This is a genomic window from Herbidospora cretacea (genome assembly GCF_001570605.1).
Taxonomy (GTDB): Bacteria; Actinomycetota; Actinomycetes; order Streptosporangiales; family Streptosporangiaceae; genus Herbidospora; species Herbidospora cretacea.
The window spans coordinates 53,359-69,206 of the sequence record NZ_BBXG01000016.1; the positions used below are offsets into that span (position 1 = coordinate 53,359).

General features: G+C 72.7%; 9 protein-coding genes. All 9 read left to right on the forward strand.

Features of this window, described 5'->3' with window-relative positions; translation table 11 throughout:
* The first annotated feature begins 76 nt into the window (after positions 1-76).
* The 9 genes from AW270_RS26920 to AW270_RS26960 all read left to right on the forward strand — a co-directional run bounded on the left by AW270_RS26920 (position 77) and on the right by AW270_RS26960 (position 15,848).
* The gene (locus tag AW270_RS26920; protein ID WP_061298880.1) at positions 77-2,998 is read left to right on the forward strand and encodes a non-ribosomal peptide synthetase; all 2,922 of its coding nucleotides are present in this window, start codon (positions 77-79) and stop codon (positions 2,996-2,998) included.
* Positions 2,995-5,934, forward strand: coding sequence for a non-ribosomal peptide synthetase (locus tag AW270_RS26925; RefSeq protein WP_061298882.1), 2,940 nt, complete (start codon positions 2,995-2,997; stop codon positions 5,932-5,934). Before AW270_RS26920 ends, AW270_RS26925 begins: the two co-directional genes overlap by 4 nt.
* Entirely contained in the window at positions 5,919-7,205 is a 1,287-nt protein-coding gene (locus AW270_RS26930; protein WP_061298884.1) for an FAD-dependent oxidoreductase, read from the forward strand. Before AW270_RS26925 ends, AW270_RS26930 begins: the two co-directional genes overlap by 16 nt.
* The gene (locus AW270_RS26935; RefSeq protein WP_061298886.1) at positions 7,202-7,849 is read left to right on the forward strand and encodes a DUF6875 domain-containing protein; all 648 of its coding nucleotides are present in this window, start codon (positions 7,202-7,204) and stop codon (positions 7,847-7,849) included. Before AW270_RS26930 ends, AW270_RS26935 begins: the two co-directional genes overlap by 4 nt.
* Positions 7,846-11,901 carry a non-ribosomal peptide synthetase gene (locus AW270_RS26940; protein ID WP_061298887.1) on the forward strand — a complete coding sequence of 1,352 codons (4,056 nt, stop codon included), beginning with the start codon at positions 7,846-7,848 and terminating at the stop codon, positions 11,899-11,901. Before AW270_RS26935 ends, AW270_RS26940 begins: the two co-directional genes overlap by 4 nt.
* Positions 11,886-13,184: an MFS transporter gene (locus tag AW270_RS26945; RefSeq protein ID WP_061298888.1), complete on the forward strand. Its 1,299-nt coding sequence runs from the start codon at positions 11,886-11,888 to the stop codon at positions 13,182-13,184. Before AW270_RS26940 ends, AW270_RS26945 begins: the two co-directional genes overlap by 16 nt.
* Positions 13,165-14,094 carry a methyltransferase family protein gene (locus tag AW270_RS26950; RefSeq protein WP_082801866.1) on the forward strand — a complete coding sequence of 310 codons (930 nt, stop codon included), beginning with the start codon at positions 13,165-13,167 and terminating at the stop codon, positions 14,092-14,094. The genes AW270_RS26945 and AW270_RS26950 overlap by 20 nt, the downstream gene beginning before the upstream one ends.
* Positions 14,091-14,264, forward strand: a complete 174-nt coding sequence (locus AW270_RS26955) for an MbtH family protein (RefSeq protein ID WP_061298890.1) — start codon at positions 14,091-14,093, stop codon at positions 14,262-14,264. Before AW270_RS26950 ends, AW270_RS26955 begins: the two co-directional genes overlap by 4 nt.
* A gap of 348 nt (positions 14,265-14,612) precedes the next feature.
* Positions 14,613-15,848, forward strand: coding sequence for an AAA family ATPase (locus tag AW270_RS26960; protein ID WP_061298891.1), 1,236 nt, complete (start codon positions 14,613-14,615; stop codon positions 15,846-15,848).

Here is a 15,848-nt window from a genome sequence, read left to right on the forward strand (position 1 = left end):
ATTCCTCACAAGTATCTAGCAAGTGAACGCAATTTCTGGTCATACTCACGAAATAAGCGAAGCGTTGGGGCAGGTAATGTCACGAGTACCACTTTCGGTGCCGCAGAGCGGCATCTGGTTCAACGAACGTCTCGGCGGCGCGGGGGCCGTCCACCACATGCCTTTCGCGATCCGGTTCTCCGGTGAGCTCGATGTGGACGCGCTGCGCCACGCCTGCGCGGGCGTGGTCACCCTGCATCCCGCCCTGCGGGCGGCGGTCCGGGAGGAGTCCGGCGCCCCCTACCAGCTCGAAGGGCCGCCGGTGCCCTTCGAGATCATCGAGACCGATCCCGGCCGATTACCGGAGGCCCGGCGGGAGGTGATCCTGCGGCCCTTCGACCTGGCCGCCGGGCCGCTGACCCGGATGGCGCTGTTCCCTCTCGGCCCGGCCGAGCACGAGCTGCTGGTGGTCGCCCACCACCTCGTCTTCGACGGACAGTCGACCGACGTCTTCGTCGCCGACCTGGCCCGTCTCTACGGCGGCGCCCTCCCGGTCCACGCGCCGGAACCGGCCGACCTGGCCGCCGAGGCGCGCCGGGTCGCCGAGGGGCTGCCGGCCGCGCGGGCCTACTGGTCGGGGCGGCCGACGGAGTTCCCCGACGTCGTGCTGCCGGGGCTCGACCGGCCCGAGGAGGCGGTGCAGCCGGGCGAGGCGGTGGAGCTGTCCGTCACCGACCCGATCCTGGAGAAGGCCGCCACCCAGCTGGGGGTCACCCGGTTCGAGCTGGTCGTGGCGTCGGTCCACGCGCTGCTGTTCCGGTACGGCAACGCGGTGCCGGTCACCGCCCTCGACCTCGGCACCCGCGAGGCAGGGGCGGGCGAGCGCGTCGGCGTCCACGTCAACGAGCTGCCGTTCGCCTCCGATCCCCGTCCGGACACGCCGTTCACGGAGTTCGCCCGCGCGGTCAGGTCGGGCCTGCGGGAGCTCTACCGGGTCCGCGAGGTGCCGCTCGGCCGGGCCGCGCCCGGGACCAAACCGGGCATCGCCCTCGCGCCGGTCTCCCTTACCTACCGGCGGCGGATCGCGCCGCCCGAGTTCCCCGGCCTGACGACCGAGGTGAAGTGGGTGGTGTTCAACCACGTCGCCCGCAACGCCCTGCGGCTCCACCTGGTCGACGGGCCCGACGGGCTCGGCGTGATGCTCCAGTTCCCGCCCGCGTCGATGCCGCGCGCCGACGCGGAGCGGATCGCCGGCCACCTGCTCGACGTCCTGCGGCACGTCACCGACGACCCGGCGACGCCGCTGCGTGCGCTGCCGGTGACCGAGGAGCCGGTGGGTCTCTGGTCCGGCAGTGCCTTCCCGGGCGCGTCTCCGGTCCCCGACCTGGTGGCCGCCCAGGCCGCCCGCACCCCCGACGCCGTCGCGGTCGTCGGGGAGGAGCGGCTGACCTACCGCGAGCTCATGGACCGCGCCGACGCCGTGGCGGGCCGCCTCCAGCAGGCGGGTGTACGCCCCGGCGACCTGGTGGCCGTCTCGGCGAAGCGGTCGGAGCGGCTGGTCGCCGGAGTGCTGGGGATCTGGCGTGCGGGGGCCTCCTACCTGCCGCTCGACCCGGCCTACCCCGCCGGACGGCTCGACTACGTCCTCGCCGACTCCGGGGCCTCGGCGTTGCTCGCCGACGCGGACGGCGACCTCGCCGGACCGGTGAGGGTGGAGCTCGACGGACCGCCGGCGGCCAGGCGGGCGGAGGCTCCCGGTGACCGGGCTTATGTGATCTACACGTCCGGCTCCACCGGAAAGCCCAAGGGGGTCGAGGTCGGGCATGCCGCGCTGACGAACCTGCTGCTGTCGATCCGCGACGAGACCCGCAGCGGGCCCTCGGCCACCTGGCTGGCGGTCACGTCGCTGTCGTTCGACATCTCCGGGCTGGAGCTGTGGCTGCCGCTGATCACCGGCGGCCGGGTCGTGATCGCGACCGAGGCCCAGGGCGGCGACGGCGCGGCGCTCCGGTCGCTCGTCTCGGCCCACGGCGTCACCCACGTCCAGGCCACCCCCTCGACCTGGCGGCTGCTGGCCGACGCCGGGTTCGAGGCGCCCGTCACCGCGCTGGTCGGCGGGGAGGCGCTGCCGCTGCCGCTGGCGGCCCGACTGCGGCCGCGCGTGGCCCGGCTGTTCAACGTCTACGGGCCGACCGAGACGACGATCTGGTCCACCATCGCGGAGATCCCGCCCGACCCGGCGAGGATCTCGATCGGCGGGCCGCTGGCCGCGACCGGGCTGCTGGTGCTCGACGACGACCTGCGGCCGGTGCCTGCGGGCGTGCCGGGGGAGCTGTTCATCACCGGGGCGGGGCTGGCCCGGGGCTACCTGGGGCGTCCGGCGCTGACGGCGGAGCGTTTCCTGCCGTGCCCGTTCGGCGCGGAGGGGGCGCGGATGTACCGGACCGGCGACCGCGTCCGGGTCAGGGACGGCGGGCTGGAGTTCCTCGGGCGGACCGACGACCAGGTCAAGGTCCGGGGGCACCGGGTCGAACTGGGCGAGATCGAGGCCGTGCTGCTCGGTCACGCCCGGGAGGCGGCGGTGGCCGTGCACGACGAGGAGCTCGTCGCCTACACGGTCGGCGCGGCCGGTGACCTGCGGCGGGAGGCGGCGCGGGTGCTGCCCGCCTACATGGTCCCCTCCGCGTTCGTGGCGCTGGACCGGATGCCGCTGACCCCGAACGGCAAGCTCGACCGGGCCGCGCTGCCCGCTCCGGTCCTCGTGCCGGAGGAGAGCGACCTCGTGGCCGACGACACGGTCGAGGTCGTGCGGGAGATCTGGGAGGAGGTCCTCGGGCTCGACCACATCGGCGACGACGAGAGCCTGTTCGAGCTGGGCGGCCACTCGCTGACGATCGCCAGGATCGCCGCGCGCGTCCACGACCGGCTCGGCGTCGACGTGCCGTTCTACGTGTTCTTCGACGTGCCGACCGTGGCCGGGATCGCCGCCGACGTCGCCGATCGCCGGAACGGACGGTGAATGCGCTGTCGGCCGGGCAGCGGCGACTCTGGTTCCTGCAGCGTCTCGACCCGGCCGACGCGTCGTACAACATGCCGGTGGCCCTGCGGATCAGGGGCCGCCTCGACGAGAGGGCGCTGGAGGCGGCGCTCACCACGATCACCGAGCGGCACGACGTGCTGCGCGGGCGCTACGTGGAGGACGACGACGGGAATCCGGTCCGGCTGGTCACCCCGGCCGGGCCGGCCCTGGAGAGGATCAGCACCACCGACGTCCGGGCGGCCGTGGCCGAACGCGCCAACCGGCCGTTCGACCTGGCCGCCGGGCCGGTCGCCCGGTTCACCCTGATCGAGACCGCGCCGGACGACCACGTGCTCTGCCTGGTCGTCCACCACATCGCCGCCGACGGATGGTCGGTCGACGTGCTGCTGCGCGAACTCGACACCCTCTACCGAGGGGGCGCGCTCCCGCCGCTGCCGATCACCTTCGCCGACCACGTCGCCCGCGCGGAGCGCTCCCACCCGGACTACTGGGCCGAGGAGCTGCGCGGCCTGCCGGTGCTGGACCTCCCCGGCGACCGGCCCCGCGCGACCGGCGAGGGCGGCCAGATCTTCGCGACCCTGCCGAAGGAACTGGTCGGCGACCTGGAGACGCTGGCCCGCAGGGAGCGCGCGACCCTGTTCATGGTCCTGCTGGCCGCCTTCCAGGTCTTCCTGGCCCGGCACGCCGCCCAGCCCGACGTCTGCGTCGCCACCCCGATCCTCGGCCGCGACCGGGTCGACACCGAGGGGCTGGTCGGCTACTTCACCGGCCTGGCCATGCTCCGCACCGGCCTGGCCGACGACCCGCCGTTCACCGAGGCGCTGCGCCGGGCCCGGGGCGCGGTGCTGCGCTCGTTCGAGCACGGCGACGTGCCGGGCGGGGCCGTGTTCCAGGCGATGTTCCAGTACACCCGGACGACCACCGAACGCCCCCGCCTGGGCGACCTCGACGTCGAGATCCACGACTCGGGCCTGGCCTCGGCCAAATGCGACCTGGCCCTGGACGTCTACCAGGGCCCCACCGAGACGGGCCTCGTCCTCACCTATGACAAGGGGCGCTTCGACCGGGCGACCGCCGAGCGCTTCGCCGCCCGCTTCGAGAGCCTGCTGGCCGACGCCGCGCGCCGGCCGGCCGAGCCGTGCGGCGATCTCGACCTGTTCTGCGCCCTCGACTTCCGCGCCCTCGACATGCTCCCGGCCGGGCCGGAACCCGAGGCCGCCCGGCCGCCCGGGATCGACCCCGACTCCCCGGCGGTCGCCTGCGACGGCGTCGAGCTCACCTACCGGGAGCTGGGTGAACGCGCCGCGCGGATGGCGTCGGGGCTGGCCGCGCGCGGGGTGCGGCCCGGTGACGTGGTCGGGGTCGGCCTGCGGCGCACCCTCGATCTGGTGCCGGTGCTGCTGGCCGTCTGGCGGGCCGGGGCGGCCTATCTGCCGGTCGATCCGGCGCTTCCCGCCGCCCGGATCTCCGCCTTGATCGGAGACGCCGGCGCGCGCATTCTGGTGACGGACGCCGCCGACGTTCAGGGAATTGCGGCGGTGCGGCCCGCGGATTTGAGCGGGGCCATTCTGACAACGATCTCCGACCATTCCTTACCCGCTTATGTGATTTACACGTCGGGGTCAAGCGGTCTGCCCAAAGGTGTCATGATCGATCGTCAAAGCGTATCGGAACGCGTTTCCTGGATGCGCAAGGCCTATGACCTGCAGCCCGGCGACCGGATAGTGCAATTCGCGGAGCTGGGATTCGACGCCCACGTGGAAGAGATCTTCCCATCCTTGGAAGCGGGGGCTACGGTCGTGATGCTGCCCAATGGCGGGCGCACCCTGCCGGATTTCCTGACCACTTCCGAAGGGGCTCGAGTAACCTTGCTCGATTTGCCGACCTCCTTTTGGCATGCCCTCGTCGAGGAGATCGACGAGATCGCATGGCCGCCGAACCTTCGGCTCGTCATTCTCGGCGGCGACCCCGTCGCCGCGTCGGCGGTCAAGCGTTGGCGTTCGCGGTTCGGCGATCGGGTCCGCCTGGTCAACACCTACGGCCCGACCGAGGCCACCGTCATCGCGACGGCGGGCGACCTCGGCGACGGGAAGCCGTCGATCGGCCGCCCGATCGCGGGCACCACGGTCCGCGTCCTCGACTCCCGGCAGCGGGAGGTCCCGCCCGGGATCCCCGGCGAACTCGCCATCGGCGGCGCGGGCGTCGCCTGGGGCTACCTCAACCGGCCGCGCCTCACCGCCGAACGTTTCGTCCCCGCGCCCGGCACCCGCCTCTACCTCACCGGCGACCGCGCCCGGGTCAGGGCCGACGGGGACCTGGAGTTCCTCGGCCGCCTCGACAACCAGGTCAAGATCCGGGGTGTCCGGATAGAGCCCGCCGAGGTGGAGGCCGCGCTGACCGCGTTCCCCCCGGTCCGGAGCGCCGCCGTGATCGCGCTCGACGGGGCCCTTATCGCCTACGTCACCGGCGACCCGGCCCTCGGCGACCTCCGCGGCGACCTCCTCCATGATCTCCGCGCCCACCTGCGGCGCACCCTGCCCGAGCACCTGGTGCCGGGCCACATCGTGCCGCTGCCCGAGCTGCCGCTGACCCGGAACGGCAAGCTCGACCGCGCGGCGCTGCCCGCTCCCGACGTGGCCGGAGAGGCGTACGTCGCCCCCCGGACCGACGCCGAGGAGCTGGTCGCCCAGATATTCGGCGAAGTGCTCGGCGTCCCCCGGGTGGGGATCACCGACGACTTCTTCGCCCTCGGGGGGCACTCGCTGCTCGCCACCCGCGTGGTGGCGCGCATCCGCCGGGCCGTCGACCTGGTCGTCCCGGTGCGCACCCTGTTCGCCAGCCGTACGGTCGCGGAATTCGCGGCGGCGGTCGACGAGATCCTGGAGGAGGCCGAGCGCGCATGCGCGACGACCTGAACATCCATTTCGCGGTGGTCGGTGCGGGGCTGGCAGGTTCGCTGCTGGCCGTGTACCTGGCCGGGCAGGGCCACCGCGTCGACGTCTACGAACGCCGGGCCGACCCCCGGGTCGCGCCGCCCGACGAAGGGCGTTCGATCAACCTCGGCCTGTCGGCCCGGGGAATCGGCGCGCTCCGCGGAGCGGGGCTGTGGGACTCCGTGCGGGCCCACACCGTGCCGATGCGCGGCCGTTACGTGCACCCGAAGGAGGGGCGGCCGTTCTTCCACCCGTACGGGCGCGACCCCGGCCAGATCCTCTACTCGATCCGGCGGGACGCCCTCAGCCGGACCCTCGTGGAGCACGCCGAGAAGCTCGAAGGGGTGCGGTTCTTCTTCGAGACCCCGGTGAGCGACATCGACAGGGACGGCCCGTCGTTCCGGGCGGGCGGCGAGACGATCACCCCCGATGTGATCGTCGGCGCCGATGGAGCGTTCTCGACGGTCCGTTCCGAACTCCTGCGCGGACGACCGGCCGACTTCCGGCAGGAGTTCCTGCCGTGGGGCTACAAGGAGCTGCACCTGCCGTTCACCGAGCGGCTCGAAGCGCTCCACGTCTGGCCCGGCGAGCAGGGCCTCATGGTCGCCCACCCCAACATCGACGGGTCGCTGACCTGCACGCTGTTCATGGACCACGCCGACCTCCAGCGGCCCGACCTGGCCGCCTACGTCAAGGGCGTGCTCCCCGCCGCCGACCTGCCCGACCTGCCGGGACAGCTGGCCCGCAGCCCGATCGGCCACCTGGTGACCGTGCGGACCTCGCGCTGGCACGAGAGCGGCCGGGTGGTGCTGATCGGCGACGCCTGCCACGCCGTCTACCCCTTCTACGGGCAGGGCATGAACTCGGCGTTCGAGGACTGCGTCGTCCTCGCCGAGTGCGTCGAGGCCCGGCCCGGCGACATGGAGGCGGCGTTCGCCGCCTACCAGCGGCGCAGGAAACCGCACACCGACGTGCTGGCCGACCTGTCGGCCGACAACTTCCTGGAACTCCGCGACCGGCTGCGCTCCCCGCTCCACCTGGCCCGCAAGCAGGTGGACACCGTGCTCAGCCGACTGCTGCCCGACATGTGGCGACCGCTCTACACGATGGTCAGCCACACCACCATGCCGTACGGCGAGGCGCTGCGGCGTGCGCGAACGCAGGACAGGATCGTCCGCGCGGGAGGGATGACGGCGGCCGTGGGGCTGGCGGTCGCGCTCCTCTGGCGCCGCGACAGGAGGCACCAGAAGTGATCACCCACCCCGACGAGCCGACCTTACGCCTGTTCGACGTCAAGGACGTCGAGAGCGGCCGCCCGCTCCACCCCCTCGGCGCCATGTACATCCGCCAGCTCCGCGTGGTCACCAAGTGGGCGCGCGAGTACCTGTGCCGCCCGCACCCGGAGCTCGGCCGGCGCGGCCCGGTCTGCCCCTGGGCCCAGGGCTCCATCGACCGGGGCCGCTTCCTGCTCGCCGTCCGCCCCGGACGGCCGGAGACCGTCGAGGAGGTGGTGGCCGCCGTCGAGCCCTACCGGCAGTGGTTCGGCGAACTCGCCCCCCGGTCCATCGCCGACTCGATGCACACCGCCGTGCTGGTGCTGTTCCCGGACGCGAGGCAGCGGCTCGGCCTGATCGACGACGCCCAGGAGATCCTCAAGAACCGGCACGTCACCGCGGGCGTCATGGTCGGCGAGTTCCACGACGGCCCGCCGGACAAGGGCGGCCTGTGGAACCCGCTGATGCGCCCGCTCGACGCGCCGGTCCCGATGCTGGTCGTCCGGCACATGGTCACCACCGACCTGCCGTTCCTGACCTCCCGCGAGGAGCACGTGTCGGCGTACCGCGCGATCTTCGGCGACCACGTGCCCGCCCACCTGAAAGACGTGGTGCCCTCGTGAGCAGGCTGTCCGAACGGATGGCGCGGGTCGCGGCCCAGCGGGCCGGGATCCCGCGCCGCGCCCCGGGAGCCGACGCGCCGCTGGCCCCGGCGCAGGAACGGCTCTGGTTCCTCGACCAGGCCGGGTTCGACGGCGACCGCTACCTCTGCTGGGCCGCCCACGAGCTGACCGGCGACCTCGACGTGCCCAGGATGAGACGGGCCATCGACGAACTGGCCGCTCGGCACGAGGCGCTGCGGACCGCGATCGTGGTCCGCGACGGGGTGCCCTTCCAGCACGTCCTGGACGAGGTCGAGGTGCCCTTCTCGAACGAGGGCACCATCCCGGAGTTCCTCGCCGGCGGGTTCGACCTCTCCCGGGCGCCGCTCATGCGGGTTTTGCTGATCCCGCACGGCGCGGGCCACGTCCTGGCGATGTGCTGGCACCACATCGTGTGCGACGGGGAGACCACCGGCATCCTGTTCGAGGAGCTCTACGCCCTCTACCGGGGGGAGCGCCTGGCCCCCGTACAGGCGCAGTATCCCGACTACGCGGCCTGGCTGGCCGCCCGCGACACCGGCGCGGCCGACCGGGCCTTCTGGGCCGAGCGGCTGGCCGGCGCCAGCGGGCTGCTCGACCTGCCGCTCGACCGCCCCCGCCCGGCCCGGCCGACGTTCGACGGCGTCCGGCGCTCGGTCGTCTACCCCGAGGGGTTCGCGGTTGCCCTGCGCGCGTGGGCGCAGGGCAACCGGACGACCGTGTTCATGACGGTGCTGGCCGCGCTGAACGTCGTGCTGGCCCGGCTGGCCGACACCGACGACGTGGTGATCGGCACCCCGGTCAGCGACCGCGAGCTGCCCGAGCTGGAACGCACGGCCGGGATGTTCGTCAACACCGTGGCGCTGCGGACCCGGCTGACCGGCAACCCGACGCTGCGGCAGGTGGTCCGGCTGGCCCGCGAGACGACCATGAGCGCGCTCGACCACCGCACGCTGCCGTTCGACGCGGTCGTCGAGCTGACCGGCGGGCGGCGCGACCTCAGCCACAACCCGGTCTTCCAGGTCATGCTGGTGACCGGGGAGCCCGGCGGGGCCGTCGAGGTCGCGCCGGGCCTGTCCGCCGTGGCCTACGAGCTGTCCGCGCCGCCGGCCCGGTTCGACCTCACGGTGGTGGTGGAGGGCGACGGCGTCCACATCGACTACGCGACCGACCTGTTCGACGCGGCGTCCATCGACGCGATCGGCCACCACATGGTCACCGTCCTGCGCGCCACCGTCGCCGACGCCGACCAGGGCATGTGGGACGTGCCCCTCCAGGTCCACCGGCCCGCGCCCGTGCGGGCCGCCGCCCCGGAATGGGAGATCCGGCCCACCGACGAACCGGCGGTGATCACCGACACCGAGACGGTGACCTACCGGGAGCTGCTCCGCCGGGCCGCCGCCCTCGACCTGGCCGGGCTGCCCCCGGGCGGCGTCGTCGGGGTACGCCTGCCGACCGGCCCCGACGCCGTCGCCGCCATCGTGGGGATCCTCCAGGCGGGCGGCGCGTACCTGCCGCTCGACCCCGGCCACCCCGATGAACGGGTGGAGCGCCTCCTGACGGCGGCCAACGCCGTCGGCGTCGTGGACCGCGACGGCTTCCACCCCCGGGACCACGCCCCGGTGGAACCCAGCTCGCTGGCCTACGTCATCTTCACCTCGGGCTCGACCGGCACGCCCAAGGGCGTCGCCGTGGGGCACGAGTCGCTGCGGGCGTTCACCCGGGCCTTCGTGGACGTCCACGGCCTCACCGCCGCCGACCGGGTATTGATGATCCCGCCGCTGACCTTCGACGCGTCGGTGGGCGACCTGTTCCCGGTGCTCACCACGGGCGGCGCGCTGGTCCTGCACCCCGAACCGGCCCGGCTCGACGCGGACGGACTCCTGGCCTTCGTCGAACGCCACGGCGTCACCGCCGTCGACACGGCGGCCTCCCTCTGGCGTCGCTGGGCCGACGAGCTGGCCGGACGGGAGATCGACTGGCCGGTCAGGCTGATGATGGTCGGCGGCGAGTCGGTGCCCGGCACGGCCCTCGCGTCGTGGCTGGCCGCGACCGGCACCCCGCTGGTCAACCACTACGGGCCGACCGAGGCGACGGTGTGCGCGACCACGTACACGGCCTCGGAGCCCGTCGGCCTGCTGCACCTGCCGATCGGCGCCGAGCTGCCGCACGTGCGGGCCTACGTCGTGGACAGTCACGGCGGGCTCGCCCCCGACAACGTCTACGGCGAGCTCCACCTGGCCGGCGACTGTCTGGCCTGGGGCTACCTGGGCCAGCCGGGGATGACGGCCGAGCGGTTCGGGCCCGATCCGTTCTCCGGTGTCCCGGGGGCGCGGATGTACCGGACCGGCGACCTGGTCCGGCGGCGGCTCGACGGGACCTTCGAGTTCGCCGGGCGCAAGGACCGGCAGCTCAAGGTCCGGGGCCACCGCATCGAACCCGGCGAGGTCGAGGCCGCGCTGACCGCCCACCCGGCGGTCGGCGACGCCCACGTCACCTCGGCCGGCGACCGGCTGGTCGCCTACGTCACGGGCGAGGCGGACCTGCGGGCCTGGCTGCGGGAACGCCTGCCCGACTACCTCGTGCCCGACGTGTTCGTGGCGCTGGACGCCGTCCCCCGCACCAGCCACGGCAAGGTCGACACCGCGGCGCTGCCCGAGGTCACCGTGTCGACCCCCTACGAGGCGCCCCGGACCCCGGCGGAACAGGCCGTGGCCGAGGTCTGGTCGGCCGTCGTCGCGGGGGACCGGCGGGTCGGGCGGCGGGACAACTTCTTCGAGCTCGGCGGGCACTCGCTGCTGGCCGCCCGGGTGCTGGCCGCGCTGAAGGACCGGCTCGGCGTCGCGCTCCCGCTGCGCGCCCTGTTCGAGACGGCCGACCTGGCCGAACTCGCGGCGACGATCGAGGGAACCCGCGCCACGTCCGACGAGCCCGACCTGCTGGTGGAGGCGGTGCTGCCCGCCGACATCCAGGTCACCCGGGCCGCCCGGGTCAGGGAACGTCCGGGCACGACGGTCCTGCTGACCGGAGCGACCGGGTTCCTCGGCGCCCATCTCGCCGCCCGCCTGGCCCCCGTCTCGGAACTGCTCTGCCTGGTCCGGGCCGACACCCCGGCCGCCGCCGAGGCCCGCGTCCGGGCCGGGTTCGCCGCGCAGGGGCTGCCGGAGGCGCCGGTCGTCGGCGTCCCCGGCGACCTCGGGTCGCCCCGGTTCGGCCTGTCGGAGGCCGACTTCGCCGCGCTGGCCGACCGGGTCGACGTGATCTGCCACAACGGAGGGCTGATCAACTTCGCCGAGCCGTACAGCCGCCTGAGGGATGTGAACGTCGGCGGCACGCTGGAGATCCTCCGGCTGGCCGCCCTGGGCGGGGGCGTCCCGGTCCACCACGTCTCGACGCTCGGGGTCCACCTCGGCAAGGCCTACCAGAGCCGCCGGATCACCGAGGCCGACGTGCCCGAGGACCCGGCCGGGCTGGGCGGCGGCTACAACCAGACCAAATGGGTCGCCGACCGGCTCGTCGCGCGGGCGCGGGAGCGGGGCGTCCCCGTCTCGATCCACCGCCCGGCCCGCATCGGCGGCGACAGCCGCACCGGATGGGGCAACGACGGCGACTACTTCAGCCGCCTGCTGGCCACGATGACCCGGCTCGGGATGGCCCCCGACATGCCTTATGACGAGGACGTCTCGCCGGTCGACCACGTCGCCGACGCGATCGTCCACCACGTCCTGACCGGCGCGGGGGAGGACCACCACTACTTCAACGAGGCGACGATCACCTACGCGGAGATCGCCGCCGCCCTCGGGGTCAGGCTGGTGGCCTGGGAGGAGTGGCGGGCGGCCGTCCACGACGGGCTGCCCGACCTGCCGCTGGCGGCGTTCGTCACCGAACTGCCCGAGGACCGGCCGGCCTTCCCCCGGCCGTGGTTCGACTGCTCCCGCACCCGAGGGGTGCTGGCCGCCGCCGGGATCACCTGCCCGCCCGCCGACCGGGCGCTCATCCGGCGTTACGTGGAGGCGATGTGCCTGACCTCGTGAGATTCGGCATCGTCTGGCTGTCGTCGCTGGTCTCCGGCGTCGGTTCGAGCCTGACGGGCTTCGTGCTCGGCGTCTGGGTCTACCAGAACACCGAGTCGACCACCCTGTTCGCGCTGGTCATGCTGTCGGGGCTGCTGCCCGCGATCCTGGTCGGCCCGTTCGCGGGGGTGATCGTCGACCGGTTCGACCGGCGGCGGGTGCTCATCGTCAGCGACTGCGTCGTGGCGCTGTCGACCGGCGCGCAGGCGCTGCTGCTCTACAACGACGCGCTCCAGGTGTGGCACATCTGCCTCGGCTCGCTGGTCGGCGCGATCTGCGGCACGCTGCACATGACGACCTACCAGGCGATGACGCCGCTGCTCATCCCCGAACGCCACCTCGCCCGCGCCAACGGCCTCATGCAGATCACCGTGGCCACCCAGATCGCCGCCCCGCTGGCGGCCGGCGCGCTGCTCGGCGCGATCGGCATGGCCGGGGTGCTGGTGCTCGACCTGGTGACGTTCGCGGTGGCGGTGACGACGCTGGTCGTGGTGAAGCTGCCCGCGTCGGTCGTGAAGGCCCCCGGCGCCGGTTCGGCCAGGGCGCCGCTGGCGGACCTGGCGTACGGCTGGCACTACCTGCGGCGGCGGCGCGACCTGATGTCGCTGACGCTGACGTTCACGGCGTACAACTTCTGCTTCGCCGTGGCCGGGGTGCTGGTGCAGCCGCTCATCCTGTCGTTCGGCTCCCCGGCCGTGCTCGGCGCGCTGATGTTCGCCGGCGGGTCGGGGGTCTTCCTCGGCGGCCTGGTGATGGGCGTGTGGGGCGGGCCGAAGAGGCGCATCCGGGGCATGGGCGTGTTCATGCTGCTCGGGTCGCTGTTCCTCGTCCTGCACACCGTGCGCCCCGACCCGTGGGTGGTGGCCTTCGCGGCGGCGGCGTTCCTGTTCACGCTGCCGGTCGTGCAGGGTTCCGGGAACGCGGTGCTCCAGTCGGGCATCGAACCCGACAGCCTCGGCCGCGTGCTGGGCACGGTGCACTCCATCGGCGGCATCGCCTCGCCGTTCGCCTACCTGCTGGCCGGGCCGCTGGCCGAACACGTCGCCGGGCCGTGGCTTTCGCCCGGCGGCGCGCTCGCCTCCAGCGCCGGCTCGCTCATCGGCACCGGCGAGGGCCGGGGGATCGCGTTCGTCATCCTGGCCGACGCCGTGATCCTGCTCCTGGTCGCGGTACGGGTGCTGTTCCTGCGCGAGCCCGCGCCGAGGAAGACCGAGGAGGTGCCCGATGCCGTTGCCACCGCATGACCCAGGCCCGTCGACCGACCTCGTCGGCGCGATGTCCTTCCACGCCGCAGACGCGGCGGTCCGGCTGGGCGTCTTCGACGCGCTGCCCGGCACCGCCGCCGAGCTCGCCAAGGCGACCGGGGCCGACGAGGAGGGCCTGACCCTCCTGCTCGACCTGCTGACGACGACCGGCTACCTCGCCCGGCACGACGACGTCTTCACCGCGACCGCGATGTGGACCGGCTCGGGCTGGGCCACCCCGCTGCGCCTGTGGGGCGCCATCATCGGCGAGTTCTGGCGCGACCTCTACGACGGCCTGGCGACCGGCCGTCCCCGCGCCGACTTCTACCGCTGGCTGTCGGCCCGCCCCGCTGACCTGGCCGTCTTCCACCAGCTCCAGTCGGGCCTGGCGGGCTGGCTGGCCGAGGAGGTCGTGGAGCTGATCCCGATGACCCCCGGACGGCTGGCCGACGTCGGCGGCGGGCGCGGCGTGTTCGCCCAGGCCTTCCTCGACCGGACGCCCGGCCTCTCGGCGGTCGTCGTCGACCTGCCGGGAACCCCGTGCGAGCTGCCCCTGCTGGAGGCCGACCTCGCGGAGCCGCTGGTCCTCGACGGCTACGACCACGTGCTGCTGTTCAACGTGGTCCACGGCTTCTCGCGCTCCCGTGCGCGCGGCCTCGTCCACGAGGCGGTGGCGTCGGGAGGCGACGTCCACATCCTGGAGACCACGACGGCCCCGCGCGGCGGCGTGGCCGACCAGGCCTTCACCGAGGGCTTCGCGCTGAACCTGTGGCTCACCCAGGGCGGCCGCCTCTACACCGCCGACGAGCTCGAAGGCTGGCTCCGCGAGGCCGGCGCCGCCGACGTCACCCGAACCGACCTGACCCGTTCCCCCACGCACACCCTGATCACCGCAAGGAGCGCGCCGTGACCCACCTGGTCGTCCGCAACGACGAGGAGCAGTACTCCATCTGGCAGACCGGCCGGGACATCCCCGACGGCTGGCACCCCGACGGGTTCGAGGGCACCAAGGAAGAGTGCCTCGCCCACATCGAGGAGGTCTGGACGGACATGCGCCCCAAGAGCGCCCGCCCTGCTTGATCGGACCCGCCTGATCTGACCCGCCTGATCAGCGCCGCGTCCGGGCGGTCCGCCCGGACGCGGTGTCGTGCTAGTGAGCCGAGTGGTCGTGGCAGTGGCCGGGACCACAGGCGGCCTCGGAGGCGCAGTCGAGCTCGTGCTCGTGGTCGGCGTCCTCGTGGTCGTGGTGCGGGTGGTCGTTCATGATGTCCCCTCCGTCGGAACAAAGATGATTACGGAGAGTTATCGACCGGTTGCGCCGGAGGCAAACGTATACGAGCGTTGACCGGCGTCGACTGAGGCCCGATTTCGTCGAGTTCCGACGATCCTGTGGCTATCCTTGCAGTCGAACTGCTGGAAGGGGATGCCATGCTCATCCGGTTCGAGGTGGCCAACTTCCGCTCCATCCTGGAGCCGGCCGAGCTGTCGATGGTCGCCGTCGACGTCGACCGGCCCGAAGCCCGGCCGGTGGCGAGTCTGGGCGCGAGCCTGCTTCCGGTCGCGGCGATCTACGGGCCGAACGCGTCGGGCAAGACCAACGTCATCGAGGCGCTGCAATGGCTGGTGGACGCGGTGGCCGACTCGCTTCGCTTCTGGGACGACAGCATCCCGATCGAGCGCTTCGCCTTCCTGGACGGCGGTGATCGCCCTTCGGAGTTCACCGTCGAGATGGAGATATCGGGTGTTCGATTCGAGTACGTCGTCGAACTCGACGATCGAGAAGTCGTGTACGAGGCGCTGTTCCACTATCCCGAGAAGAAACGCCGACGGATTTTCGAGCGCGAAGGCCTGACCCTGAAACTGCAGCGGGGGCTCGGCGCGATCTCCGGGACGCGGGAACTGCTGACCGACAGGGTTCTCGTCCTGACGATCGCCCGCCGATTCGACGAGCCTCTCGTCGGTGACTTCTCCCGGCAGCTGCTTGACGTGCAGTCGATAGGGACCTGGCGACGGCGTGCGCGGATGCTTCGCCGACCGGCCAACACCGGGGCGTGGTTCGACGGTGCGAGACCGGCGTCTCAGCCGGAAACGCGGGGACGGGCTCTGGCATTACTGCGCTTGGCCGACCTGGGAATCGAGGACGTCGTCATCGACAAAGTCGAAACTCAGGATCGAGTCGCGGATCTGCCGGTGCAACGAACTCGTGTGCGCATGGTTCACAACATCCGTGGCACGCGAGGGCTGCTCGAACTCGTCGCGGAGTCGGAGGGAACCCGGACCTGGTACCGGTTGATCGGCCCCATCTTGACGGCGCTCGAGGCAGGCAGCCTGCTCGTCCTCGACGAACTGGACGCCAGCCTCCATCCCACGCTGTCCGCCCAGCTCATCCGCCTGTTCGCCGATCCGGCGACCAACCCCGAGGGGGCACAGCTCATCTTCACGTCCCATGACACGAGCCTGCTCAACCATCTGAACCGTGACGAGGTGTGGCTGACCGAGAAGGGCGAAGACGGTGCCACCAGGCTGGGAGCACTGGCGGAGTTCGCCGGAGAGCGGGTGAGGCGGTCGCAGAATCTCGAGAAGGCCTACCTGCACGGCAGGTTCGGCGCGATTCCCGATGTGGACAGGACCGATTTCCTGCGTTCCCTGGGATTGATCGGCTGA